Genomic DNA, 24627 nt, shown 5'->3' on the forward strand with positions numbered 1-24627 from the left:
TAGGCCTTCCTCGCTGAGCCTCGAGTGAGCCCTTGGAGGCCGTCCTCTGGCGGTTCAGAGGGCTCATGCGAAACTGGCGAGGGCAGTGCAGGCGATGACTTACCCTACGGCGTCCATTTGAGGACGAAGCGGGCGGCCGAGGACATGCTGGTCGCCGAGTGCGCGCAGCGCATTGAGAATGACTGCGACATCAATGGCTTCTTGCAGCAGGGCGCCCTCGACCGGGGACAGCCCTCCGAAGGCGGCGGCAATCATGCCGAGCGTCGACAGGCCGATGCCAACCACCACACTCTGTATCGCGATGGCGCGTGATCGCTTGGCGATCCGCAGAGCGGTGACAAGTCGATCGAGCTGATCGACGAGCAGAACCACGTCCGCAGTCTCGATCGAGGCGGCCGAGCCGCTTAAACCCATGGCGACGCCGACATCAGCCGCCGCGAGTGCGGGCGCGTCGTTGATCCCGTCACCGACCATCATGACGGGGCCATAGCGCTGTGCCGCGGTGACGGTAGCGATCTTCTGCGCCGGCGTGAGATCGGCTTCGATGGCATCGAGGTCGAGGTCTGCGGCGAGCGCCTCCGCGACCTCGCGGTGATCCCCCGTGGCGAGCACGATGCGGGCGATGCCGCTGTCGCGCAGCGCCCGCAGCAGGTCTGGCGTGCCCTGGCGAAGACGATCGGACATGATGATGTGGCCAGCGTAGCGTTGCCCGATTGCGATTGCGATCTGGAGCGCTCCCGATGGCTCCCCGCTGTCTGGCTGGCCCAGCTTGAGTTGCTTCAGCACGAAGCTGGGCTTGCCGATGATCGTCCGCTTGCCGGCGACGAGGCCCGTCACGCCTTCGCCGGCCGCTTCGGAGACGTCTGTCGGGATAACCAGCTCGATCCCGCGCCGCCGGGCTTCCGAGACGAGCTGATGTGAAACGATGTGGTTTGATATCTGGCCGAGCGATGCGGCCGCGCGAAGGAGCTCGTCAGCCGAATGGCCGGTCGTGGGTATGATCTCGACGAGCTGCGCTGATCCCGATGTCAGTGTGCCGGTTTTGTCGAAGACGATCGCGCGCAGGAGCGCCAGCTTCTCCAGCGCAGCGCCGCTCTTGATCAGGATCCCCGCCTTTGCGGCCCGCGACATGCCGGCGACCAGGGCGATCGGAACAGCCAATAGCAAGGGACAGGGCGTTGCGACGACGAGGACGGCGACTGCACGGCTGGCATCGCCGGAGAGCCACCAGGCGCCGCCGGCCATAACAAGCGTGCCCATCAGGAAGGCGAGGGCGTATCGGTCGGCTAGGCGCGCCATCGGCGCCTTGCTTTTCTGGGCAGCGTCGACGAGACGTACAATGCCGGCGTAGATGCTGTCGCGAGCGAGCCTGAGCGCGGTCAGATCGAAGGCGTCGCCGCAATTGAGCGCGCCGCTGGCGATGACGGACCCTTCTTCCATTCGTTGTGGAAGTGCTTCTCCGGTCAGTGCGGACATATCCAGGACCGCCGCGCCGCGCGCGACGCGACCATCCACGGGAATGATATCGCCGCTACGGATCAGCAGGGTGTCACCGGGGAGGACGAGTCCGGTCGCGACCTTGCGCAGATGGCCATTCTCGTACCGCATCACCGCGCGCGGCGCGCGATCGAGCAGGGCGGTCATATCGCTGCGGGCGCGACGCTCGGCGAAGTCCTCAAGATACTGGCCCCCGGCATACATCAAAGCGACGACGACGGCGGCGAGAGGCTCGTCGAAGACGAGCGCCGCCGACATCGACAAGGCCGCGACGATGTCCAGGCCGAACTCGCCACGGCGAAGCGCAATGACGATCTCGGCGCACAGCACGGCCAACGCGGGCAAGGTCGCCCATGCCCAGACCGACCGGGCTAGTTCATCCTCACCGAACTGATGCAGGCCGAAGCCGATCAGCAGGCCGGCCAATGGGCAGACGACGATGCTTCGCTTGACTGCGTGGGCGAAAGCCATCGTGCTGTCCGTTTCACGTTCGGAGCCCTGAACTCAGGCTGCGAGCTTGGCCGCCTTGCTGGCCTCGGTGACGGCCTCGCTCGCCGCATCCGTGACGCTTGTGAGCTCGTTACGCAGCATCGTCGCGATCTGACCGAATTCCTCGGAATAGTCGCTAGTGACGCGTTCGCTGAATCTGCGCTGCGCCTGGACAGCGTCCGAGACTTCGCGGCATTGGCTGAGCTCGTGACAGAGTTCGGCCTGGGCCTTCATCCGCCGCCCCATGAAGCCGAAGAGCTCCGACCCCATGGTCAGTTGGGCTTCGAGCATGGCGCGCGGGATAGCCGCGATTGCTGCGAACTGCCCCTGCATCGACTTGGACATGCTTTCGAAGGAACCAAACGGCTGCGTGCCGCTTGTGCTCGTTCCGTCGTGGCCCCGAGGGCTGCGTGGGTTCGTCATGGCTTGCCTCCTGCCTGGCCACGCACCCTGCGCGGCCTCTGAAAGGAGGTAGCATCGACGATCCCGCGGATACCGCCTTGATCCGCATCAAAGGCGGCGCCGGTCGATGTCGGTAAGGCTGCATTGATCGAGAACGGGCTGCGGGAGTGTTCAGATGACGGTCCAGGCCAAGATCACCGCGCCGCGTGCGCCATTGCAAGGTCCAATCAACCGCTCGGATCCCGTCGCGCCGGCGAAGCCTGATGCGGCGGACGATTTTAGCGCGGAGGAGCCGATCGACCGCCTGCTACACGCTGCAATCGGCACGATGTCGGCAGGCTTCTCACCAATGGGATTGGCCGAGGCGTGGTTCGATTGGGCCGTGCACCTGGCGGTCTCACCTGCGCGTTCTGCCGAAATCGCGATGTCTTGCGCGACGGAGGCGGGTCGTTTGGCCGAGCTCAATCTGAGCATGCTGGCCCATGGCGGCGAATGCATCCCCTGCGAGCGTGCACTGCCCCAGGACAAGCGCTTTCGCCATCCGAGCTGGCGGCAATGGCCCTTCGCTCTCTATGCGGAGACGCTGCTCGCGCTGGAGCGGACGCTCGACGAGGCTACATGCAACATCCATGGCACGACCCCGCATCACCTTGCCATGCTGCGCTTCGTCGGCCGTCAGGCGCTTGACTGCGTCGCGCCGTCGAACAGTCCGCTCACCAACCCAGAGGTTCTCGATGCGACCTTGAAGAGCGGGGGGCGCAACCTCTTGACCGGCGCGTCCTTCGCGCTCGACGATTGGCAACGGACCCTGGAGAAGAAGCGGCCTGCCGGCGCCGACGCTTTTACGCCCGGGGAGACGGTCGCTACGACGAAGGGGCGAATTGTCCATCGCAACCGGCTCGCCGAGGTGATCCAGTACGAGCCGACCACCGCTGTCGTCCATCCGGAGCCGGTGCTCATCGTGCCCGCCTGGATCATGAAATACTATATTCTCGACCTGCGGCCCGAAAACTCGCTGGTGAAGCATCTCGTCGACCAGGGTTTCACGGTGTTCATGATCTCCTGGAAGAATCCGGACGAGAGCGATCGCGAACTCGGCATGGACGACTATCGCACGCTCGGAGTTTTGCCGGCGCTCGCGGCCACGCTGGAGGCTTCGGGGGCGCGCAAGGCCCATGCGGTGGGCTACTGCATCGGCGGGACATTGCTGGCGCTGACGGCGGCGGCCATGGCGCGCGATCTCGACGAGCGGCTTCAGACCCTGACCTTCCTGGCGGCGCAGACGGATTTCCGCGAAGCGGGCGAGCTCAGCCTCTTCGTCGACGAGAGCGAACTCGCGATCCTCGACGACATGATGGCCGAGCGGGGCGTGCTGGAGGCCTCGCGCATGGCGGGGACGTTTCATCTCCTGCGGTCGAACGACCTGATCTGGTCGCGCATGATCCGCAACTACCTGCTCGGCCAGCGTGAGCCGCTCGGCGATATCGCAGCCTGGTCGACCGATGCGACCCGCATGCCGGCCGCAATGCACAGCGAATATCTACGCAAGCTCTACCTGAACAACGACCTCGCCGAGGGCCGCTTCGTGATCGACGGACAACCGGTGTCGCTGCACGATATCCGTCGCCCGATCTTCGCCGTCGGCACCGAGTGGGACCACGTCGCACCCTGGCGCTCGGTCTTCAAGCTCCACAACCTGACGGAATCCGAGGTGACCTTCGCCCTCACCAATGGCGGCCACAACCAGGGCATCGTCTCGCCGCCCGGCCGGGCGGACCGTCATGTCCGCATCGCCACCGCCAAGCCACGTGAGCGCCATCTCGACCCCGATCGCTGGCTGCAGAGCGCAGCCTATCATGAGGGCTCCTGGTGGCCTCACTGGTTCGAGTGGCTGGAGCAGCATTCGGGTGCCCGGACCAGGCCACCGGCACGCGACGATCGATCCGGGTCACATGCGCTCGGTGCGGCTCCGGGGCCGTTCGTGTTCGGCTGAGTGGCGTCGTTACAGCAGAAAGAAGCCTGCTGTCGCAGCGGCCATCACCGCGGTCGCGAGCCATCCCACAACCGCCAGTGACCGCGGCAGGGTCAGCTGCCCCATCACGCGCCGGTTCGTGGCAACCAGCATGATCACCACCATGAGCGGTGCTGCAAGGACGCCGTTGAGCACGGCGCTCCAGTACAGCGCCTTGATCTCGTCGATGCCGACAAAGTTAAGCGCCAGCCCCGCGAGGGTTGCCGTCGCGATTGTCGCATAGAAAGCCTTTGCCTCATGGGGCCGGTGATCAAGTCCCTCAGGCCATCTGAAGGTCTCGCTCACCGCATAGGCGACGGAGCCTGCCAGGACGGGGATGGCGAGCATGCCCGTGGCGACAATGCCGATGGTGAAGAGCGCGAAGGTGTAGGGGCCGGCAATGGGGCGCAGCGCTTCCGCCGCCTGGCCCGAGGTTTGGATGTCCGTGACGCCATGGGCGTTGAGCGTCGCGGCTGTCGCCAGGATGATGAAGAGCGCGATCAGATTGGAGAAGCCCATGCCGACGATCGTGTCGAGGCGGATACGTGCAAGTTCCCCGCTCGCTGCCTTTGGCGCCACAAACAGCGGCTTGAGATGACGCCGGTGCAGCTCCTCGACCTCCTGCCCCGCCTGCCAGAAAAAGAGATAGGGGCTGATCGTGGTCCCGAGGACCGCGACCAGCGCCATGGCATGGGCACTGTCCAAGGTCAGTTGCGGAACCAATGCGCCGTGAAGCGCCGTTCCCAGGGGCACCTGAGCAGCGAACACGACCGCGACATAGGAGAAGAGTGACAACGTCGCCCACTTCAGCATGGCGGCGTAGCGCTCATAGCTCACATAGGTCTGTATCAACACGGAGATGACACCGAATGCTATGGTGTAGAGATGCTGCGATCCGCCGAGCAACAGTTTAAGCGCGGCGCCCATAGCACCCAGATCCGCGCCGAGGTTGAAGACATTGGCGACGATGAGAAGCAGCACGACGGCGCGCAGGAGCCAGGGCGAATAGTGTCGCCGCAGATTGCTGGCGATGCCGCGCCCGGTGACGGAGCCGATCCGTGCGCTGATCGCCTGGATGGCGGTCATCAACGGAAAGCTGAACAGCATCGTCCAGGCGAGTCCGTAGCCGAACTGCGCGCCGACCTGGCTGTAAGTCGCGATCCCGCTGGGATCATCATCGGCTGCGCCAGTCACGAGCCCAGGGCCGAGGGTTTGGAAGAAGCCCGGTGGTGGCGGCGCCAGTAGCTCGTCGCTTGAAGCGCTTGTCGTCAGTACTGCTGCGCCGTTGTCCATGGTCCGGAAATGCCCGGTCAATTCAGAGCGCACCGGTCGCTGTAATTTGGCCGTAGGTCCGAGGCGCTCCATTCTGTCTGCTTGCCTGGCTTAGTGGGATATCAGGCAGCACAGCGGTGTCGTGTCCAGCAGCTCGCTGGTCATTCCACCGAACAGCCATTCGCGCATGCGGCTATGCCCATAGGCGCCAGCGACGATCAGGTCGGCACCTTGCTGCTGCGCGATGTCGATGATTTCGCGGGTTTCGGACACGATGTCTCCGCCGCGCGACATGGGGCGCGCCGCAACATGGTGCTCTGACAAGTAGCTGCAGACATCCGCAATGCCTTGCTCGTTCGCTTCCGGACCAACCGAAGCGACACAGACCAACTCGGCTCGTACCAGGAAAGGCAGCGCGTCCCATACGGCACGCCTTGCTTCGCGTGTATCCTTCCAAGCGACCACGATGTGCCTGGCCGAAAGATACTCGACCTGCGGCGGAACCAGCAGGATTGGCCGACCAAGATCCATGACGAGATCGTTCGCCGCGACCGCCATCCGACCTCGGTTGGCATCGTCAGCGCCTTGCCGGCCGAGCACGAGCAAATCCGCCGCGCGCGATTGAGACAGGATGAAGCCTCGCGTCTCGGTCAGGCCGGAGCGCCATTCGACGGCGCTGTTGCTGCCGGCGATCCGTCGAAACAGCGTCTCGGCCTCGGTGACGTCGTCGCTGGCTGCGCGTTTGGCGTTTTCCACTAGGAGGGCTGTGGCCGCCTCTGTGCTGTCGCCATAGTAGGGGACCACGATCTCCGCGGCCGCGACCCCGATCAGCCGGCTCGAGAAACGCTCGGCGAGCGAGGCGGCGAGCCTGATCGGTCCCTCGGCATTGCCGCCGAGATGCACTGGCACCATCAGGCTCGCATAGGTGGAAAGGCCGGCAGTCTGGTTCAGCGCCGCCATCATATCTCTCCTGTCAGGGGCTGTGTTTGCGCAACGCGCGAGCAATGTCGGTTCCGGGGATCTGCCGTCAGGACTAGGGCCGGCCCGATAGCGCCAGCGAGACGGTGCCGATCCTTCGGATAGACGCCACCCTGAAGGGGACGAAGTCATCGTCATCGCCACGCACCGAGATGTATTCGCCGACCGCGATGCGATGCCGGTCGAGCTTGAAGGTACCTTCGTCGTCGTCGCGCCTACTATCGTCGTAGTCGATCAGCCAAGTCGCGCCGCCGTCGCCGCCGGCGCGGTGGAGCAGCCAGCCATGGCGGTCGGGTTCGCCGGGCCGGAACCGCCGGACACGGCAGCGCTCACGCTCGAGGTGCCATTGCTCGGCGTCGAGCCGGCCGTCCTCGGTCAACGGAGCGGCAATCTCGTAGCCGTCCCGGCTGTCGCCCTCCGGATGAGAAGGGGTTCGCGCCAGATGGAGTGTAATTCGCTGAAGCATGGCAATGGTCCCGAGTGGAGCGTTCACTTGACCGATCATTTCACCGAATGGCGGCCGATGATTTGATCCAGAGCAAGGTTGCTGGAGCAGGGATCGGCAATCTCGCCGCGGGCACGGGGCCCGGAGGGGCATCACCGCCATGAGCATCCGCAATTTCGATGCGCTTTTCAGTCCACGGTCGATCGCGCTGATCGGGGCCAGCAATACCCCGGGTTCTGTCGGCCAGGTCATCGCCGCCAATCTGCTTGGTGCCGGCTTCAAGGGGCCGATCCTGTGCGTCAATCCCCATGCGCGCGCGGTCGCCTCGACCCATGCCTATCGTTCCATCGCGGAGCTACCCGTGGTGCCCGATCTGGCGGTGATCGCGACGCCGGCGGCGAGCGTTCCCGGCATCGTCGCGGAGCTCGGCCAGCGCGGTTGCCGGGCGGCCGTGGTCGTCAGCGCCGGCTTCGAAGGCAAGGGTGCCGAGAGCGATCTGCGCCAGCGGCTGCTGGACGCGGCGCGCCCGTACCTGATGCGTATCGTCGGCCCCAATTGCCTTGGCCTGATCTCGACCCCGCGGGCGATCAATGCGAGCTTCGCCCAGGCCACGCCGCGGCCGGGCGGCATCGCCCTCGTCAGCCAGTCGGGCGCCATCATCACCGCTATGCTGGGCTGGGCGCAGCAGCGGCAGATCGGCTTCTCCCATGTCATGTCGCTCGGGGACATGAGCGACGTCGATTTCGGCGATGCGCTCGACTACCTCGGCTCGGATGCCGCGACGCAGGCGATCCTGCTCTATGTCGAAAACATCACCCATGCGCGCAAGTTCATGTCGGCGGCGCGTGCAGCGGCCCGGACGAAGCCGGTCCTCGTCGTCAAGTCGGGGCGCAGCAGCGCCGGAGCCAAAGCAGCCCTATCGCATACCGGTGCACTCGCGGGCTCGGACGCGGTTTATGACGCGGCCTTTCGCCGGGCCGGTCTCCTGCGGGTTCATGAACTCGACGAGCTGTTCGCCGCTGCCGCGATCCTGGCGAGCGGCGTCCGGGTCTCCGGTGATCGCCTGACGATCCTGACCAATGGCGGCGGTGCCGGCGTGCTGGCTGTCGATGCGCTGGCGGAGCGCAGATTGCAGGTGGCTGAACTCGGCGCCGAGAGTCGCTCGGCACTCGATCTGGTGCTGCCGCACAGCTGGTCGCATGGTAATCCGGTCGACATCCTCGGTGACGCGACGGCGGAGCGATACGGTGCGGCGCTGGCGATCCTGATGCGGGAGCCGGCAAGCGACGCCATTCTCGCCATCAACTGTCCGACGGCGCTGGCCGATGGCGCGCAAGCGGCGCGTGCTGTTGCGGCCGCGGCAGCAGCCGGGCGCAACGTCCCGGTTCTGGCCAACTGGCTCGGCAGCGAGGCGTCCGCGGAGTCGCACTGCGTGCTGCGTGAAGGGCGGGTGCCGAGCTTCGCCAGTCCCGAGCAGGCCGTGCGCGCCTTCGGCCATCTCGTCGAGTTCCGGCGCAACCAGACCCTGCTCCTGGAGACGCCCTCAGCCGGGGTGATGCTGGCGCCGGCGGCCGTCGCCGCCGCTGGCGAACTGATCGCCGCGGTTCGGCACGATGGCAGGCTCCTGCTCAACGAGCAGGAAGCGAAACGTCTGCTCGCTTTGCTGGGCATTCCGACGGTGGAGACCCGCATCGCCGCGACGCCGGCCGAGGCTGGGCGCATCGCGGAGGAGATCGGCGGTCCCGTGGCCCTGAAGATCCTGTCTCCGGACATCACGCATAAATCCGATGTAGGTGGCGTCGCGCTTGGTCTGGCGTCCGGTCTGGAGGTGCAGCGGGAGGCTGAGGCGATGCTTGGGCGCGTGCGTCAGACGCGCCCCGAAGCGCAGGCGTTGCGCTTCACCGTCCAGGCCATGATCTCGCGCCCGCATGCGCAGGAATTGATCGTTGGCATCGCGCACGACGCGACCTTCGGCCCGGTCATCCTGTTCGGACAGGGCGGTACGGCGGCCGAGGTCATGTCCGATCGCAGCATCGGGCTGCCGCCGCTGAATTCCGTCCTTGCCGGTGACATGGTCGCGCATACGCGCGTCGCCCAGCTGCTCGGCGGTTTCCGGAACGTGCCGCCGGTCCGCCCGGGCGCCATCGAGGACGTGCTGTTGCGGCTCTCGGAGATCACGGTGCACCTGCCCGATGTGCTGGAGCTCGACATCAATCCCCTGCTGGCGGATGCGAGCGGCGTGATCGCCCTGGATGCGCGGATCGTGATCGCTGCAGAGCAGGTATCGGCTGGTGGCTATACGATCACTCCCTATCCGCAGAGGCTGGAGAGAGCGATCGCCCTTACCGACGGCACGCCTCTTGAGCTGCGCCCGATCCGGCCGGAAGACGAGGTCGCAATCACTGAAATGGTCGAGCAATGCACGGCCAAGGATCTGCGCATGCGCTTCCTCGGTTCTGTGAAGCGTTTCGAGCACGACCTGGCCGCTCGCCTCTCGCAGATCGATTACGACCGGGAGATGGCCTTCGTCGCCATCGAGCCGGGCTCGGGTTTCGGGGAGGGGCCGATCTATGGCGTCGTGCGCATCGCAGGCGATCCGGAGCGCAGCTCTGCCGAGTTCGCAATCCTCGTTCGCTCGGATATGAAGGGCAGGGGGCTGGGTTTCCGGCTCCTGTCCGAGATCGTCGGCTACGCCCGGCAGGCGGGGTACAGGACCGTCTATGGCGATGTCCTGAACGAAAATGCCGCGATGCTGCGCATGGCTGGAGAACTGGGTTTCGTGGTTGAGCCCGGTGGACTCGATTCCGACACCAAGCGAGTGACGTTTTCTATCGAGGCTGGAACGCTCTCGACGGATGTTTCCGCTCATGGGCCGGCCGAGACAGGGATTTCACCGACAACTGTGCCCCTCTACGCGGCAAGCGAGGGCTGAGGCCACGGGCAGTGTCTCGCCCCAGGACCAAGTCGCGCCGGGCGTGCGGCTCAGGGAGCCGATCAAGGGCGTTCGGTCGTGATGATGCCAGGCTGGTACCTTGCGCTTTCTCAGAGCGCTTGCTCTGGCTGTCGCAGCGAATTTGCGTGCGGCGACTGATCGTCGACCAGATCGTCATCCTGTAGGACGCGCCAGCCCGATCCTTCCAGGTCGTTGTACTGACCCGTGCGCATGCACCAGAAGAACCCTGCCAAGCCTGCCAGGCCGAGCCCCAGCGCCAGCGGAAACAGAATGACGAGGATGTTCATGAGGGTGTCCTCTCCGTCGCCGCAGACGCTGCGGTGCGCCCGGCGCGCAGGGCGTTGAGCGTGACGATCAGCGAGGAACCTGACATCGCCGCAGCCGCGACCAGCGGCGTTGCGAGGCCCGCAATCGCGATCGGAACCGCGACTGCATTGTAGAGCACGGCGAACCAGAGGTTTTGTATCATCAGCCGGCGCGCAGTGCGGGCGATGAGGATGCTGGAGGCGACGGGAGCCAGGCTGTCGCCGAGGAAGACAATGTCGGCGGCGGCCTGCGCCAGATGCGCGGCACTGACAGGTGAGATCGAGACATGCGCCTTCGCCAGCGCTGGGGCGTCGTTGAGCCCATCTCCGACCATCAGGATCTTGCAGCCTCCGGCCGCGAGATCGGCGAGCGCGAGGAGCTTCTCGTCCGGACGCATGGCGGCGCGGTATGTCGCGATCCCAAGTTCCTGCGCGACAGAGGCGACGGCAGCCTCCCGGTCGCCCGACAGGATCATCACGCCAAGCCCAAGCTGGCGCAGCGCTGCAATGCAGGCGTGTGCGTCCGGACGCAGGCGCTGACCAATTGCGAAGACAGCGCAGGCATCGCCATGGCGCCATGCGATCAGCGAGGTGGTTGGGAAAGTCGCGGTGACAAGTTCCGCTTCCGCCTGCGCCTCGCAGAAGGAGACGCTGCCGAGGCGCATCTCGCTGCCATCAACCAAGGCGACAAGGCCGAGCCCCTGGTGTTCATGCACATTGCGAACGGGCGCGGGATTGCCTGCGGCGCGGCTGATCGCCTGCGCCAGCGGGTGGCGGCTCGCCGCCGCCAGCGCCGCCGCCTGCCGCACGATGTTTGCATCGAGGCTGTCTGCGTTGAGCAGTTCGGGTTCGGGCAAGGTCAGCGTGCCGGTCTTGTCGAAAACGACCATGTCGGCTTCGGCCAGCCTCTCAAGCGCGTCGCCCTCCTTCAGCATGACCTTGCGACGAAACAGTGCCGAGGCCGCGACGACCTGGACGGCGGGAATCGCGAGCCCGAGCGCGCAGGGGCAGGTGATGATCAGCACGGTGATGGCGATGATCAATGCCTGCTGCCAGGGCAGGCCGAAGGCGATCCAGCCAAGAAGCGTGGCGAGAGCGGTGGCATGCACCAGCGGCGCGTAGAGCCGGGCCGCGCGGTCGGATAGATGAACATAGCGCGAGCGGCTCTCGACGGCCTGGGCCATCAGCCGGTCGATCTCGTCGAGCAATGTGCCGCTGCCCGCCGCTTCGACGCGTACGGTCAAGGCGCCAGAGAGGTTCGTCGTGCCGGCATGGACGCGTCCACCCGGCGCAACCAGCATCGGCATCGTCTCGCCAGTGACCAGGCTCTGGTCGATCTCGGACTGGCCGGTCTCGACGAGGCCATCGATGGCGACGCGCTCTCCTGGCTGGACCAGGACGAGATCGCCGGGCGAGATCGCCGCGATCGGAACCACGATCGTCGTACCATTGCGCTCGAAGCGGGTTGCCGTCTCAGCCTTGAGGGCAGCGAGATTGCCGGCGAGGTCGCGAGTGCGGCGACGCATCAGCTGGTCGAGATAGCGCCCGATCAGCAGGAAGAAGAGCAGCATCACTGCGCCGTCGAAATAGGCGTGCTCGGCGTGATTCCAGGTCTCGACCACCGACATGCCGAGCGCGAGCACGACTCCGAGCGTGATCGGCACGTCCATGTTGACCGCGCCCGCCTTCAGCGCCCGCAACGCGCTTTCGAAGAAGGGGCGGCCGGCATAGGCCGCCGTCGGCAATGCGATCAGGGCCGAGAGCCAGTGAAAGAGGTCGCGCGTCACCGGATTGATGTCGCTGGCATTGCCGGACCAGACCGAGACCGAGAGCAACATGATGTTCATGGCGGCGAAGCCGGCGACGCCGAGGTAGCGCAGCAGCCGCGCTTCCTCGCGCGTGACGCTGTCCTGCTGCTCGGAGGGCAGGAAGGGGTGGGCCTTGAAGCCGAGGCGCGCGAGCCGCTCGATTACCGCTTCGGGCCGCAGCACGCCCTCGCGCCATTCGACCGTGACGCGCTTCAGCGCGAGATTGACGCGCGCACTGAGGATGCCTGAGTCCCGCTTCAGCCCCCTCTCGATCGCATGCATGCAGCCGGCGCAGCGGATGCCATCGACAGCCAGCTCCATGCCGTCGATGCCGTCGCGATGGTGGACGAAGACGGAGAGATCCTGTTGCGCGGCCATAATCTCACTCCGCCAGCTGGATGCGGCTGCGCGAGACGAAGAGCGCCTCGTTGTCACGCCTGGCCTCGACCGCGAGCGTCCAGGCGCCGCGATGGATCGCCGGTATCGTTGCCGAGTAGAGGCCGGGCGCTGTCTCGACGAGGCGCGCCTCGCGGTCCTCCTGGCGGGAAGCGGGATGCTGTAGTTTCGCCTCGACAGCGAGGCCGGTGAGAGCGGTGCCGGAATGGTCGCGCAGGTTCAGGGTCACTGTCGCGCCGCCGCCGTCGCGGGTGATCTGCGCCTGCGCCTGCCAGGCACGCTCGGCCTGGGCGTGCATGCGCGCGATCTCGCCATTGAAGCGCTGGCTGGTCTCATAAGCGCTCTTGACGTCGACGCCGGGCATGGTCCGGATTGCGACTGTCATCATGATCGCGTTGACGCCCGCTACGACGACGAAGAATGCGATCATCGCAAACAGCACCATGCGGCCGCTGAGCTCGAAGGGGCGGCGTTGTGGTGCCGGCTGGGCAGGAAGGTCGATCGGCATGGCGAAAGCTCCGCAACAGGACATGGCGTCCCCTAAGGTGCGATGAAGTGATCCTGGGCCCGCACGATCTCGCCGGCGAACAGGTCCGAGGCTGTGAAGGTGATGCTCTGCGAGGCGTTGAGATGAGCATCGGGCGGCACCGTGACGAGCACCCGGACCTCGCGCGACGTATCGGCCTCGACCGTCACGATCGGGCGTAGATCGGCCGTCGCCTGCGCGCCGATGGCCTCGATTCGGATGCCGGGAATACCGGCGACCGTCAGGGCGAAGGGCCGCGCCTCCGGACGCTTGTTGAGCAGGCGCAGGGCGTAGGCGTTGCGGATCGAGCCATCGCTGAGCTTGACGAAGAGGGGAGCTCGGTCGTGCAGAACGGAAATCTCGGCCGTGCGCCGGGTTGCAAGCTGATAGAGCATCGCGCCGCCGACCAGCACGATCAGCGCGGCATAGATTAGCGTCCGCGCCCGTATCGGGCGATAGACGGTCTTCTCGCCGGCCAATCTGCGCTGGACGTTGTCCTCGGTGTCGTAGCCAATGAGGCGATCGGGTCGGCCGATCTTCGCCATCACGTTGTCGCAGGCGTCGATGCACAGGCCGCACTGGATGCAGTCGAGCTGGGCACCGTCGCGGATGTCGATTCCCGTGGGGCAGACGGCAACGCATTGGTGGCAGTCAATGCAGTCGCCGGCCGGTGCACCCTGATCCCGCAGCCGCTGTGCCTGTTTCACCGAGACGCGTGGTTCGCCACGGTCGTATCGATAGGTGACGTTGAGCGCGTCATCGTCGGTTAGTGCAGCCTGGATGCGCGGCCAGGGACACATGAACTTGCAGACCTGCTCGCGCATGACACCGGCGAGCGCATAGGTCGTGAAGGTCAGGATCGCAATCCAGACATAGGCCGAGAGTGGCGCCGTAAAGGTCGCTAGCTGGTGCACGAGCGTCGGTGCGTCGGCGAAATAGAGCACCCATGCACCGCCGGTCCACCAGGCGATCATGAGCCAGACGATATGCTTGCCCGTCTTGCGCAGCAGCGTCCCGGCGGTCCAGGGCGCCTCGTCGCGCTTCATGCGCTCGCGCCGGTCCCCCTCGAAGGCGCGTTCGACGGCGAGGAAAAGGTCAGTCCAGACCGTCTGTGGGCAGAGATAGCCGCACCATAGCCGGCCCGCGATGGCGTTCATCAGGAACAGGCTGAAGGCTGCCAGGATCAGCAGGCCGGTGAAGTAGTAGACTTCCTGCGGCCAGATCTCGATGAAGAAGAAATAGAAGCGGTTATGAGCGATGTCGGCCAGGACGGCCTGGTTCGGCAGGTTTGGCCCGCGATCCCAGCGCAGGAAGGGCAAGAGATAGTAGATGCCGAGGCAGAGGATGAGGATCGTCCACTTGGCGCGGCGGAATGGGCCCGACACGCTTTGCGGATAGACCTTCTTAGAGGTTGCGAAGAGCGGCAGCCCGTCGGCCTCGGCAACGTCCATCTCACTGCCCTCCGCCGAGCGAGTGGACATAGACCGTCAGCGCCTTGATCGTCGTGGCGTCGAGCCGCGCACCCCAGGCCGGCATCACGCCGCTGCGGCTGTTGGTGATGGTCTCGGTCAGCGAGGCCATGTCCATGCCATAGAGCGTGATCGCATCGGTCAGGTTCGGTGCGCCGAGTTCCTGATTGCCCTTGCCGGCGGGGCCATGGCAGGCGGCACAGTTCTGCTCGAAGAGCGCTCCGCCCTTGGCCAGATCGGCCTTCGGCTCCGTCGGCAGGCCCGCCAGAACGCGGACATGGTTGGCGACCGCGTTGATCTCGTCGCGCTTGAGCACACCGTCGCGGCCGAAGGCCGGCATCGGGCTGACGCGCGTCTCGTTATCGGTCGCGACTCGGATGCCGTGCTGCAACGTCGTCTGGATCGCGGCAAGCGAGCCGCCCCAGAGCCAGTCATCGTCGTTCAGGTTGGGATAGCCCTTCGAACCCGCTCCGCCGACACCATGGCAGGCAGCGCAATTGTCGCCGAAGGCGGCTTTGCCCTGGGCCATGGCTATGCGAGACAGCGACGGATCGGCCTTGATCTGCTCCAGGGATGCTTCGGCGAGCCCTTGCGTCTGGGTGGCGCGAAACGCCCGCAGCTCGGACAGGTCGGTCTCGACATCCAGTCGCGTCGCATAGCCGATGACGCCTTTGGTCGTCGTACTGATCAACGGCCAAGCCGGATAGACGACCCAGTAACCGAAGGACCAGATGATGGTGGCGTAGAAGATGTTGAGCCACCAGCGCGGCAGCGGCGTGTTGAGCTCGCGGATGCCATCCCACTCATGCCCGGTGGTCGCAGTGCCGGTGACGTGATCGACCTCGTGGTCGCCCTTGTGAGCCTGGTCCATCGCTCAATCCTCCTTCAGCGGGGTGTACGCCGCCTGCTCGAAGCGGGCCCGGTTCTTGGGCCAGAATGCGTAGCCGCAGACACCGACGAAGATGCTGATGAAGTAGAGCAGCCCGGCCGACTGGGCGAAGTTCGCGAGCCATTGATAGGTCGTGTCCATGATGGCCTCGTTCAGCGGATGTTGGCTTTGTCGTCGTAGAGCTTGAAGTCGACGAGCGTGCCGAGCACCTGGAGATAGGCGATCAGGGCGTCGGCTTCGCTGATGCGGGCCGGATTGCCATCGAAATCGCGGGCCTGGACCTTGGGATAGCGGGCCTCGAGCGCGCTTTGCCCAGGATGGTCCGGCGTCGCCTGCGCCTTCAGGTCGGTCATCGCCTGGGCGATCATCTCGTCGGTATAGGGCACGCCGCCGCCGCGATTGGCGCGCAGTTCGGAAGCAATGTCGGCAAAGATCAGCTCGGTCCTGGCCAGGAACGGATAGCCCGGCATGATCGATTGCGGCACCAGAGAACGAGGGTCGGCGAGGTGGCCGGCATGCCATTCGTCGGAATATTTGCCGCCGACACGGGCGAGATCTGGCCCGGTGCGCTTGGAGCCCCATTGGAAGGGCTTGTCATACATGCTCTCAGCCGCGAGCGAGTAGTGCCCGTAGCGCTCGATCTCGTCACGCAGCGGCCGGATCATCTGGCTGTGGCAGAGATAGCAGCCCTCGCGCACATAGATCGCGCGGCCGGCGAGTTCGAGCGGCGTGTAGGGGCGCATGCCCTCGACCTTCTCGATGGTGTTCTTGAGGTAGAACAGCGGTGCGATCTCGACGAGACCGCCAATCGAGATCACCAGCAGCACGCCGATGATCAGGATGATCGAGTTCGTCTCGAAGATCTTGTGCTTCGACCAGCGGGACTGGCGCGGCAGGGGCGCGCGGGCGTCAATGCTCGACATGGCTGATGTCCTCACTGGGCGGGGGCGAGTTGGGGGACGAGGCCACGGTCATAGTCGGCCTGCGGCGCGTCGATCGCCTCGCTCTTCACCGTCATCCAGAGGTTGAAGACCATGATCAGCGCCCCGGCGAGGAAGAGTGCGCCGCCGAGCGCGCGGATGACGTAGAAGGGATGCATCGCCTCGACTGTCTCGATGAAGGAGTATTCGAGGAAGCCGAGCGAGGTGTAGGCGCGCCACATCAGACCCTGGAGGATGCCCGAGACCCACATCGCCGAAATGTAGAAGACGATGCCGAGCGTCGAGATCCAGAAGTGCCAGTTGACCAGCCTGAGCGAGTAGAGTTCGCGCCGGTTCCACAACCAGGGAACGAGGCAGTAGATTGCGCCGAAGGAGATGTAGGCGACCCAGCCGAGCGCCCCGGAATGGACGTGACCGATGGTCCAGTCCGTGTAGTGCGAGAGCGAGTTGACCGCTTTGATCGACATCAGCGGCCCCTCGAAGGTCGACATGCCGTAGAAGGCGAGCGAGACCACCATCATCCGCAGCACAGGATCGGTGCGCAGCTTGTCCCAGGCGCCAGACAGCGTCATCAACCCGTTGATCATGCCGCCCCAGGAGGGCATCCAGAGCATGATCGAGAAGGTCATGCCGAGCGTCTGCGCCCAGTCGGGCAGGGCAGTGTAGTGGAGGTGGTGGGGGCCGGCCCAGATATAGAGGAAGATCAGCGCCCAGAAATGGATGATCGAGAGCCGGTAGCTGTAGACCGGCCGGTTCGCGCGCTTGGGCACGAAGTAATACATGATTGCGAGGAAGCCGGCGGTGAGGAAGAATCCGACCGCGTTGTGGCCGTACCACCACTGGAACATCGCATCCTGCACGCCCGACCAGACGATGTAGGACTTCGGCGAGAGCACCGAGACCGGGACGGCCAGGTTATTGCCGAGATGCAGGACGGCGATCGTCAGGATGAAGGCGAGGTAGAACCAGTTGGCGACATAGATGTGCGGCTCCTTGCGCTTGGCGAGCGTCATCAGGAAGACCAGCAGATAGGTAACCCAGACAATGGTCAGCCAGAGATCGGCATACCATTCCGGCTCAGCGTATTCCTTGCCCTGGGTGATTCCGAGCAGGTAGCCGGTGCCTGCGATGACGATGAAGAAGTTGTAGCCGAGCACCACGAACCAAGGCGAAAGATCGCCAGCGAGCCGGGCGCGAGAAGTGCGCTGTACAACGTAGAACGAGGTCGCGATCAGGACATTGCCGCCAAAGGCGAAGATCACGGCCGAGGTGTGCAGCGGGCGCAGGCGGCCGAAGCTTGTCCATGCCAAGTCGAGGTTCAGCGCCGGGAAGGCGAGTTGCAGCGCGATGATCAGGCCGACCGTAAAGCCGGCGATGCCCCAGAACATCGAGGCCACCGTAGCGAATTTCACCGGACCCATATTGTAGTTCGGCTTGCCGTCGATCTCCTGTGGCGCCGGCACCTGGCCGGGCCGGAAGCAGCGATTGCCGATCAGGAAGACCGAGGCGAACGACGCGAACATCGCCAATGTGGCATGGAAGGCATAACCACTATGGTCGGTCAGCGCCGCAACCATCAGGAAGGGCATGACGGCGGCAGCGGCAATCAGCATGCCGGCGATTTCACCGGTCGTCGCGCGCCTGATGGAGTATCCTATCGCTGACATACGCTGCCCCCATGTCATGGTCAGCGCATCTCTGCGCTGTTCGATGGGAGGCTTAGCCGGGTTGCGGCGAGCGAACGTTGATCCAAGTCAAGCGAGGAGGAGAGAACGCCGTGTGCCGCGGGTGAGATTCAAGCGGCGACGCGCGCCATGTAGTCGAGGTTCATAAGCCGTACCCCATCGGGTACGATCAGGATTGTCTTGTCCTTGGCTAGTTTGGTGAGGACCCGGCTCACGGTTTCGATCGTCAGGCCCAGGAAATCGGCGATGTCTTGACGGCTCATGGGCAGGGGTACGGTCACGGATCGCTTTCCAAGTTTGGCCCAGCGCTCCTGCATGGCGAGCAGGAAGCAGATCAGCTTCTCCTCGGCTGTGCGGCGGCCGAGCAGCATCATCTGCTCCTGCGCAAGGGTCAGCTCATGTGTCGCGAATTGGTGCAGGCGCTGCAGTAGATGGGGCTTCGTATCGACCAGCGCCGAATAGGCCGAACGCGAGAAGGCGCAGGCGGTGACAGTGTTGATCGCGTCGGCCGAGAAGCCGAAGGCGTCGCGCATGGCAAGTCCGAGGAAATCGCCAGGCAGCGCGAAGCCGACGATCTGACGACGCCCGTCGGGCAACAGCTTGTAGAGTCGTACCACGCCGGCTGTGATGTTGTAGACGGAATGGGCCGGTTGCCCTTGCGTAAATAGCGTCTCCTTGGCGGGAAAGACGGCCTCGTGAGCAAGTGAGTCGAGCAGCTGCAGTTCATCGATCGACAGCGACGCGCACACGCTGACAAGGCGAACCTCGCACGCGAGGCAGCCGCTCTCGAGGTGAGGGGAGGCACTGCAGGCAGATGGCTGGCAATCCACGGTCGCGTACCCCCAAGAACACGCATGAGTATTACTACGGTTCAACTATCGGCAGAAGCGTAAGCGGTCCATGGACGCGCGGTTTTGATCTAGATCAATGCGGGGTGCGACGCGGGGCAGCCAGTCTGCACCCGATTGCTCGGGAGCAGCGTGGTGGTTGACGAGGACATCTTCGAGGCGGTCCGGGTCACGCCGGCTCAGGCGCGCAGCGCCTATAGCCTTGTTGCGATGTCGCATCCGAAAGTCAGTTTCGACGATTGGAGGCGGTTCCTGCGCGGGGCGATACGGGCAGGGCGCAAGGGGGACGGCATCGCCGGCTTGCGTGATCGCAGGGGCTGCATTCATGCCCTCTTCGCCTTTCGCGTGGTCCAGGCGCTGGGGCGGGACGCTACGCTGCAGGTGACAGAGCTCGCTATGCTGCGCCTGCCTGGCACCGTGCTAGTCAAATCTCTCGTCAGCTTCGCCAATAATCTGGCTGCGGAGCTGGCGCTGCCGTCGATCTCGATCGACATGCAACCTTCCGATATCTGGAGCCAGGACCAGCATGCCCTGGAGCAGCGCGGCTTCGCGATCGACCGCGTTCAGATGCGCGGTAAGGCGCGGGCGCCCGGCGGGGTGCCGAGCAAGCTTTGAGATTTGCGTCACATCAAGGCGTGCTCCGGTCGGCATGCGCAGAGTGCTGCCATGACCAGTCAAGCCACTTCCTATGCCGCGCGCCAGGTGCCGCGCTACACCAGCTATCCGACAGCGCCGCATTTCACCGGTGAGGTCGATGCCGCACTCTATCGGAGCTGGCTCTCCGAACTCGACGGCGACGAGCCGGTCTCGGTCTATGTCCATGTGCCGTTCTGTGCAGAGCTCTGCCTCTATTGCGGCTGCCAGACCACGGTGGCACGCAGCCCTGCGCCGGTCCTGGCCTATCTCGATCTGCTGTTGCGCGAACTGGAACTGGTCGGCAAAGCGCTGCCTGGACGAAAACGGCTCAGCCATCTTCATTTCGGCGGCGGCACGCCGACGATCCTGGCTCCGTCCGACTTCCGGCGGTTGATGGCGGCGATCCGCGAGAGCTTCGACATCGGTGCCGATGCGGAACTCGCGATCGAGGTCGATCCACGAACGATATCTCCGGCGCTCGCGACCACGCTGGCCGAGACAGGGATCAATCGTGTCAGCCTCGGCGTGCAGAGTTTCGATCCCCTTGTCCAGAAGACGATCCGGCGACTGCAATCCTTCGAGCTGACGGCGCGCGTCGCGGAGTGGTTCCGTTTCGCCGGTGTCGAGGGGCTCAATCTCGACCTGATGTACGGCCTTCCGCACCAGAACGTCGCGAATGTGCTGAGCACGGTGCATCAGGCCCTGTCGCTCGATCCCGACCGGATCGCGCTGTTCGGCTACGCCCATGTGCCGTGGCTGAAGCGGCATCAGGCCCTGCTGCCGGAAGCCGCACTGCCAGGCAGCGCGGAACGCTCGGCTCAATTCGAGGCCGCCACGGCTCGCATCCTCGCGGCGGGTTATGTCCGACTCGGGCTTGACCACTTCGCCAAGCCGGACGATGCCCTCTGCCGGAGTGCGAAGGCAGGCGAACTCAGGCGCAATTTCCAAGGCTACACGACAGATGACGCAAAGGTTCTGATCGGCCTCGGCAGCTCTGCGATATCTCGGTTGCCTCAAGGCTATGCGCAGAACGCCGCGACCGTTGCGCCTTACCGTTCGGCCCTGTCGAGCGGCGGTCTAGCAACGGCGCGCGGTGTTCCGCTGACGCCGCAGGACAATTTGCGCGCTAGCATCATCGAGCGGCTGACATGTGACTTCAGCGCTGATCTTGCGGCGCTTTGCCGGCAGCATGGCTTCGAGCTCGGCGAGCTTGATGACGATTTGGAGCGACTACAGCCGATGATCCGGGATGGCCTTGCGATCCGTGACGGCGCCAGGATTCATGTCGTGCCTGCATCCCAAAACCTCGTCAGGGTGATCAGTACGGCGTTCGATCAGCGCTTCACCTCTCAGCAGTCCCGGCACTCGTCAGCAGTCTAGCAGGGATGCGGTGTCGCCATCTGCATCGACGGGCTCAAAGCTGTGCCGGGAATCGGAATGCGCTTTGTCAGCGTACCGAGCTTGCGATCTTGCCAGAGAACAGGCCAATGCTTGACGGATGTCGCCTGACGGATTCCACTAGGACATCCGCGTTCAGTCGGACACCGTTTTGCTCCGGCATTGGAGATTTGTTTGGCCAGCGATACCGAGGCGGGATCCGGGGCTCAGACGCTCGCGTCTCCCGCAGAGCTTCTGGTAGAGGCGGTCTCCGATATCGGTTTGCTCATGATCGATGCGGACGGCCTGGTTGCGAGCTGGAACGCGGGTGCCGAGCGCATCAGCGGATGGCGCGAAAATGAAATGCTAGGCCGGCATTTCTCGGCCTTTTTTACGCCCGATGATATCTCGGCAGGCAAGCCTGAGTCCGAGCTCGGAAAGGCGAGGCAATCCGGACGGACCGAGGAATATGGTCTGCGCGTTCGCAAAGACGGATCGCACTTTCCCGCGCATGTGACCGTCACGCCATTGCGCGACCGTTCCGGCGCCATTTACGGCTTTGCCAAGGTGATGCGCGACATCACCGAGCAGATGGCTGCCGAGGGCAGGCTCAAAGCGCGCGAAGCCCACCTGCGTTCCATTCTGGAGACTATTCCTGACGCCATGATCGTCATCGACGAACAGGGCATAATCCAGTCTTTCAGTACCGCAGCGGTTCGCCAGTTCAGCTACGAGCCGGCAGAGGTCGTGGGGAAGAACATCAAGATTTTGATGCCGGGACCTTATCGTGAGCAACATGATGGATACCTGCATCGCTATCTGACTACCGGCGAACGCAGGATCATCGGTACAGGCCGCGTCGTCGTCGGCCAGCGCAAGGACGGTTCTACCTTTCCGATGGAGTTGTCGGTCGGCGAAATGCACTCGGGCGGCAGCCGCTACTTCACCGGCTTCATTCGGGATCTGACGGAACGGCAACAGACTGAGACGCGCCTCCAGGAGCTTCAGGCCGAGCTCGTTCATGTGTCCCGCTTCACGGCGCTGGGTGAGATGGCATCGACGCTCGCCCACGAGATCAACCAGCCGCTCACCGCGATCGCAAACTACCTGAAGGGGTGCCACCGCATCCTGCAGCGCATGGAGGGAGACCAGGTTGCGCTCCTGCGCGACGGCGTCAACCAGGCCGCCGATCAGGCTCTTCGGGCCGGTCAAATCATCCGGCACTTGCGGGAATTCGTGGCGCGGGGCGAAAGCGAGCGGCATGTCGAGGCACTTCCCAAGCTGATCGAGGAAGCCAGCGCGCTCGCCCTGGTCGGGGCCAAGGAGAAGGGCGTTCGGATCATATATCGCTTCGACGAGAGCGCGCCCTTCGTGCTCGTCGACCGAATCCAGATCCAGCAGGTTCTCCTGAATCTGATCCGCAATGCTATTGAGGCGATGCAGGACAGACCGCGCCGGGAACTCGTCGTCGCAACACGAGCCGATCTTTCGGAGAAATTCGTCGAGGTTTCCGTATCTGATACTGGCGCCGGCATTTCCCCCGACATCGCCGACCAGCTGTTTCAGCCCTTCGTGACGACAAAGAAACAGGGTATGGGGGTTGGTCTCTCGATCTGCCGGACCATTGTCGAGTCGCATGGCGGCCGTATCTGGGTCACATCGATTCCGGGGACGGGCACGACGTTCAGCTTCACCCTGCGATCTGTAGATCCCGAGGAAATGGCCGATGGGAAATGAAGCGATCGTTCATGTCGTCGATGACGATCTGGCCGTACGGCAGTCCCTGTCGTTTCTCCTTGCGTCGGATGGCTTGCCCGTCCGACTTCATCAATCAGCCTCCGCGTTTCTCGCCACGGTGGAAGATGGATTGACCGGGTGTATCCTGACCGACGTCCGGATGCCGGGTATCGATGGGATCGAGTTCCTGCGCCGGCTGAAAGCCCGCGGCTTCACAATGCCCGTGATCGTCATGACGGGGCACGCAGATGTGCCACTTGCGGTCGAGGCGATGAAACAGGGGGCTATCGACTTCATCGAGAAGCCCTTCAATGACGATCTGTTGCTGGCGGCGGTGCGCATCGGCCTTGATAGGCACCTGCGCGAAACGCAACATCAAGCTCAATCGACCGAGATAGCGGGGCGGCTCAAATCCTTATCCGAACGGGAGAAGCAGGTTCTCAACCGACTTGTTGCCGGCAAGGCTAACAAGGTCATCGCCTTCGAACTCGACATCAGCCCACGGACGGTCGAGATCTATCGTGCCAATGTCATGACGAAGATGCACGCGGGCAGCCTCTCCGAATTGGTACGCTTCGCCCTATTGGTCGAAAGTGGCGGCGAAACGACCATGAGACCATAAGGGGTTTCCCTGAATTGGAAATCCTGGCGCTTCTGGTCCAATCCGGCATGACTATCTGGCACGTGCTGTGTCCGATGGCATTGGATAGGGCCAAACGATGTCAACCGACACAGGGCCGGTCATCGTCGTCGACGACGACGATGCGGTTCGGCAGTCACTGAAATTCGTTCTCGAGATCGAGGGCTTGCAGGTACGCGCCTATTGCGACGGCGCTCAGCTTCTCGCCGAGCCGAACATGCCGACCCGGGGCTGCCTGATTGTTGACTACAACATGCCCGGGATGAACGGCATTGAGCTCGTCGAGCACCTACGCACGCGCCATGTCGACCTGCCTGCAATCCTGATGACAGGCCGGATTTCGGATCACATTCGCCGAAAGGCGGGCAAGGCCGGCTTCAATCAAGTGATTGAAAAACCTCTGCAGGATGATTCCCTCGTCGAGACCATCCGTACCGCCCTTGCCTCCAAGCGCACGGCCCTCAGGAACATCCCTTAGGACAGCATCTGAATTTCGCCGGAAAGCGCGAAACGGTAGCTCTTCTGCAAGACACAACCATCTGCAGAGGGCGCCATGCAAACAATTTCCGCACCCCATGTCATGCAATTTCCGTCGTGGATGGCTCGAGGCGCTACGCGGCAATCCGAGGCCCGTCCAGCATCGGCGCCGAACGAGGCTCGGCGCAGCTTCGCGAAGGAAGCGGGTATCTTTGCCCAGGGCGACCAAGCGCAGTCCTATTATCGTGTCATGACGGGGACCGTCCGAACTTACCGCGTCCTCAGCGATGGTCGCCGCCAGATCGACGCCTTCCACGTGCCTGGCGACATCTTCGGAATTGAAACGGGCGAGGTGCGGAGCATGAGTGCTGATGCCGTCGAGCCCGTAACGTTGTTGCAGTATCGCCATCAACAGCTGGCCGAACTTGCAGCTGATGATCCTGAATTCGCTCAACAGGTTATGGGGGCAATGCTGCAGGCATTGGAGCGCGCGCAGGCTCACATCATGCTGCTGGGGCGCAAGAGCGCCGTTGAAAAACTGGCAACCTTCCTCCTCGACATCTCGGATCGGCTTTCGGGGCTTGGGTGTGTCGACCTGCCGATGTCGCGCATTGATATCGCGGACCATCTCGGCCTGACGATTGAGACGGTCTCACGCTCGCTGACGCAATTGGAGCGAGCTCGCTACATCGAACTGCCCGCGCATCGTCGCTCGATCATCCTGAAGAACATCTCCGCACTCAGGCGCCTTGACTCATGAAAGCCAAATCGATGTCGATGGCCCGACAGCTGACCAGCGAGGCGCAAGTAACTGACCAGGCGCGACATTCGGCAGTCGGCGAAGCG

General features: G+C 64.2%; 22 protein-coding genes. 8 read left to right on the forward strand and 14 right to left on the reverse strand.

Going from position 1 to position 24627, the window contains the following annotated elements:
- Window positions 1-99: 99 nt before the first annotated feature.
- Together ACSQ3P_RS04065 and ACSQ3P_RS04070 are read right to left on the reverse strand one after the other, a co-directional pair.
- Complete coding sequence (locus tag ACSQ3P_RS04065) at window positions 100-1968, reverse strand: heavy metal translocating P-type ATPase (RefSeq protein WP_436164348.1); 1869 nt, start codon at window positions 1966-1968, stop codon at window positions 100-102.
- 33 nt (window positions 1969-2001) lie between these two features.
- Entirely contained in the window at window positions 2002-2331 is a 330-nt protein-coding gene (locus ACSQ3P_RS04070) for a hypothetical protein (RefSeq protein WP_436164349.1), read from the reverse strand.
- 232 nt (window positions 2332-2563) lie between these two features.
- Between ACSQ3P_RS04070 and ACSQ3P_RS04075 the strand changes: the two genes are divergently transcribed.
- Window positions 2564-4381: a PHA/PHB synthase family protein gene (locus tag ACSQ3P_RS04075; protein WP_436164350.1), complete on the forward strand. Its 1818-nt coding sequence runs from the start codon at window positions 2564-2566 to the stop codon at window positions 4379-4381.
- Between the two features lie 9 nt (window positions 4382-4390).
- Here ACSQ3P_RS04075 and ACSQ3P_RS04080 read toward each other — a convergent pair whose 3' ends face one another.
- From ACSQ3P_RS04080 to ACSQ3P_RS04090, 3 genes are all read right to left on the reverse strand, one after another.
- Entirely contained in the window at window positions 4391-5593 is a 1203-nt protein-coding gene (locus ACSQ3P_RS04080) for an NRAMP family divalent metal transporter (RefSeq protein ID WP_436164351.1), read from the reverse strand.
- 189 nt (window positions 5594-5782) lie between these two features.
- On the reverse strand, window positions 5783-6631 hold the full coding sequence (locus tag ACSQ3P_RS04085; RefSeq protein ID WP_436164352.1) for a universal stress protein: 849 nt from the start codon (window positions 6629-6631) through the stop codon (window positions 5783-5785).
- 73 nt (window positions 6632-6704) lie between these two features.
- Complete coding sequence (locus tag ACSQ3P_RS04090) at window positions 6705-7115, reverse strand: hypothetical protein (protein WP_436164353.1); 411 nt, start codon at window positions 7113-7115, stop codon at window positions 6705-6707.
- A gap of 139 nt (window positions 7116-7254) precedes the next feature.
- On the opposite strand from ACSQ3P_RS04090, the gene ACSQ3P_RS04095 reads away from it, so the two are divergent.
- A complete protein-coding gene (locus tag ACSQ3P_RS04095; RefSeq protein ID WP_436164354.1) occupies window positions 7255-10026 on the forward strand; it encodes a bifunctional acetate--CoA ligase family protein/GNAT family N-acetyltransferase in 2772 nt (923 codons plus the stop codon).
- A 110-nt stretch (window positions 10027-10136) separates the two neighbouring features.
- Here ACSQ3P_RS04095 and ccoS read toward each other — a convergent pair whose 3' ends face one another.
- The 9 genes from ccoS to ACSQ3P_RS04140 all read right to left on the reverse strand — a co-directional run bounded on the left by ccoS (window position 10137) and on the right by ACSQ3P_RS04140 (window position 18815).
- Window positions 10137-10334: a cbb3-type cytochrome oxidase assembly protein CcoS gene (gene ccoS / locus ACSQ3P_RS04100; protein WP_436164355.1), complete on the reverse strand. Its 198-nt coding sequence runs from the start codon at window positions 10332-10334 to the stop codon at window positions 10137-10139.
- A complete protein-coding gene (locus ACSQ3P_RS04105) occupies window positions 10331-12538 on the reverse strand; it encodes a heavy metal translocating P-type ATPase (RefSeq protein ID WP_436164356.1) in 2208 nt (735 codons plus the stop codon). The genes ccoS and ACSQ3P_RS04105 overlap by 4 nt, the downstream gene beginning before the upstream one ends.
- 4 nt (window positions 12539-12542) lie before the next feature.
- Entirely contained in the window at window positions 12543-13064 is a 522-nt protein-coding gene (locus ACSQ3P_RS04110) for a FixH family protein (protein ID WP_436164357.1), read from the reverse strand.
- 32 nt (window positions 13065-13096) lie between these two features.
- Window positions 13097-14533 (reverse strand): cytochrome c oxidase accessory protein CcoG, encoded by a 1437-nt coding sequence (gene ccoG / locus ACSQ3P_RS04115; protein ID WP_436164358.1) that lies wholly within the window; start codon window positions 14531-14533, stop codon window positions 13097-13099.
- A 1-nt stretch (window position 14534) separates the two neighbouring features.
- Entirely contained in the window at window positions 14535-15422 is an 888-nt protein-coding gene (gene ccoP / locus ACSQ3P_RS04120) for a cytochrome-c oxidase, cbb3-type subunit III (RefSeq protein WP_436164359.1), read from the reverse strand.
- Window positions 15423-15425: 3 nt separating this feature from the next.
- A complete protein-coding gene (locus ACSQ3P_RS04125; protein WP_436164360.1) occupies window positions 15426-15581 on the reverse strand; it encodes a cbb3-type cytochrome c oxidase subunit 3 in 156 nt (51 codons plus the stop codon).
- Between the two features lie 11 nt (window positions 15582-15592).
- Window positions 15593-16363 (reverse strand): cytochrome-c oxidase, cbb3-type subunit II, encoded by a 771-nt coding sequence (ccoO, locus tag ACSQ3P_RS04130; protein ID WP_436164361.1) that lies wholly within the window; start codon window positions 16361-16363, stop codon window positions 15593-15595.
- Between the two features lie 11 nt (window positions 16364-16374).
- On the reverse strand, window positions 16375-17970 hold the full coding sequence (gene ccoN / locus ACSQ3P_RS04135) for a cytochrome-c oxidase, cbb3-type subunit I (protein WP_436165159.1): 1596 nt from the start codon (window positions 17968-17970) through the stop codon (window positions 16375-16377).
- A gap of 206 nt (window positions 17971-18176) precedes the next feature.
- Window positions 18177-18815 (reverse strand): helix-turn-helix domain-containing protein, encoded by a 639-nt coding sequence (locus ACSQ3P_RS04140; protein ID WP_436164362.1) that lies wholly within the window; start codon window positions 18813-18815, stop codon window positions 18177-18179.
- A 234-nt stretch (window positions 18816-19049) separates the two neighbouring features.
- Here ACSQ3P_RS04140 and ACSQ3P_RS04145 point away from each other — a divergent pair, with 234 nt between their 5' ends.
- From ACSQ3P_RS04145 to ACSQ3P_RS04170, 6 genes are all read left to right on the forward strand, one after another.
- The gene (locus ACSQ3P_RS04145) at window positions 19050-19529 is read left to right on the forward strand and encodes a hypothetical protein (RefSeq protein ID WP_436164363.1); all 480 of its coding nucleotides are present in this window, start codon (window positions 19050-19052) and stop codon (window positions 19527-19529) included.
- A gap of 51 nt (window positions 19530-19580) precedes the next feature.
- The gene (gene hemN / locus ACSQ3P_RS04150) at window positions 19581-20930 is read left to right on the forward strand and encodes an oxygen-independent coproporphyrinogen III oxidase (RefSeq protein ID WP_436164364.1); all 1350 of its coding nucleotides are present in this window, start codon (window positions 19581-19583) and stop codon (window positions 20928-20930) included.
- Window positions 20931-21122: 192 nt separating this feature from the next.
- Window positions 21123-22664: a PAS domain-containing sensor histidine kinase gene (locus ACSQ3P_RS04155; RefSeq protein WP_436164365.1), complete on the forward strand. Its 1542-nt coding sequence runs from the start codon at window positions 21123-21125 to the stop codon at window positions 22662-22664.
- Entirely contained in the window at window positions 22654-23286 is a 633-nt protein-coding gene (fixJ, locus tag ACSQ3P_RS04160) for a response regulator FixJ (RefSeq protein WP_436164366.1), read from the forward strand. The genes ACSQ3P_RS04155 and fixJ overlap by 11 nt, the downstream gene beginning before the upstream one ends.
- Window positions 23287-23383: 97 nt before the next feature.
- On the forward strand, window positions 23384-23782 hold the full coding sequence (locus ACSQ3P_RS04165) for a response regulator transcription factor (RefSeq protein WP_436164367.1): 399 nt from the start codon (window positions 23384-23386) through the stop codon (window positions 23780-23782).
- Window positions 23783-23857: 75 nt separating this feature from the next.
- A complete protein-coding gene (locus ACSQ3P_RS04170) occupies window positions 23858-24541 on the forward strand; it encodes a helix-turn-helix domain-containing protein (protein WP_436164368.1) in 684 nt (227 codons plus the stop codon).
- Window positions 24542-24627 lie beyond the last annotated feature (86 nt).

The organism is Allobosea sp. LjRoot9 (assembly GCF_964252745.1).
In the GTDB taxonomy this organism is placed as follows: Bacteria; Pseudomonadota; Alphaproteobacteria; order Rhizobiales; family Beijerinckiaceae; genus Allobosea.

Excerpts from the sequence above, each read along its gene's own strand:
- ACSQ3P_RS04065 (WP_436164348.1), bottom strand. The coding sequence starts at position 1,968 with ATGGCTTTCGCCCACGCAGTCAAGCGAAGCATCGTCGTCTGCCCATTG.
- ACSQ3P_RS04070 (WP_436164349.1), bottom strand. The coding sequence starts at position 2,331 with ATGTCCAAGTCGATGCAGGGGCAGTTCGCAGCAATCGCGGCTATCCCG.
- ACSQ3P_RS04075 (WP_436164350.1), top strand. The coding sequence starts at position 2,564 with ATGACGGTCCAGGCCAAGATCACCGCGCCGCGTGCGCCATTGCAAGGT.
- ACSQ3P_RS04085 (WP_436164352.1), bottom strand. The coding sequence starts at position 6,631 with ATGGCGGCGCTGAACCAGACTGCCGGCCTTTCCACCTATGCGAGCCTG.
- ACSQ3P_RS04090 (WP_436164353.1), bottom strand. The coding sequence starts at position 7,115 with ATGCTTCAGCGAATTACACTCCATCTGGCGCGAACCCCTTCTCATCCG.
- ACSQ3P_RS04095 (WP_436164354.1), top strand. The coding sequence starts at position 7,255 with ATGAGCATCCGCAATTTCGATGCGCTTTTCAGTCCACGGTCGATCGCG.
- ccoS (WP_436164355.1), bottom strand. The coding sequence starts at position 10,334 with ATGAACATCCTCGTCATTCTGTTTCCGCTGGCGCTGGGGCTCGGCCTG.
- ACSQ3P_RS04105 (WP_436164356.1), bottom strand. The coding sequence starts at position 12,538 with ATGGCCGCGCAACAGGATCTCTCCGTCTTCGTCCACCATCGCGACGGC.
- ACSQ3P_RS04110 (WP_436164357.1), bottom strand. The coding sequence starts at position 13,064 with ATGCCGATCGACCTTCCTGCCCAGCCGGCACCACAACGCCGCCCCTTC.
- ccoG (WP_436164358.1), bottom strand. The coding sequence starts at position 14,533 with ATGGACGTTGCCGAGGCCGACGGGCTGCCGCTCTTCGCAACCTCTAAG.
- ccoP (WP_436164359.1), bottom strand. The coding sequence starts at position 15,422 with ATGGACCAGGCTCACAAGGGCGACCACGAGGTCGATCACGTCACCGGC.
- ACSQ3P_RS04125 (WP_436164360.1), bottom strand. The coding sequence starts at position 15,581 with ATGGACACGACCTATCAATGGCTCGCGAACTTCGCCCAGTCGGCCGGG.
- ccoO (WP_436164361.1), bottom strand. The coding sequence starts at position 16,363 with ATGTCGAGCATTGACGCCCGCGCGCCCCTGCCGCGCCAGTCCCGCTGG.
- ccoN (WP_436165159.1), bottom strand. The coding sequence starts at position 17,970 with ATGCCCTTCCTGATGGTTGCGGCGCTGACCGACCATAGTGGTTATGCC.
- hemN (WP_436164364.1), top strand. The coding sequence starts at position 19,581 with ATGACCAGTCAAGCCACTTCCTATGCCGCGCGCCAGGTGCCGCGCTAC.
- fixJ (WP_436164366.1), top strand. The coding sequence starts at position 22,654 with ATGGGAAATGAAGCGATCGTTCATGTCGTCGATGACGATCTGGCCGTA.
- ACSQ3P_RS04165 (WP_436164367.1), top strand. The coding sequence starts at position 23,384 with ATGTCAACCGACACAGGGCCGGTCATCGTCGTCGACGACGACGATGCG.
- ACSQ3P_RS04170 (WP_436164368.1), top strand. The coding sequence starts at position 23,858 with ATGCAAACAATTTCCGCACCCCATGTCATGCAATTTCCGTCGTGGATG.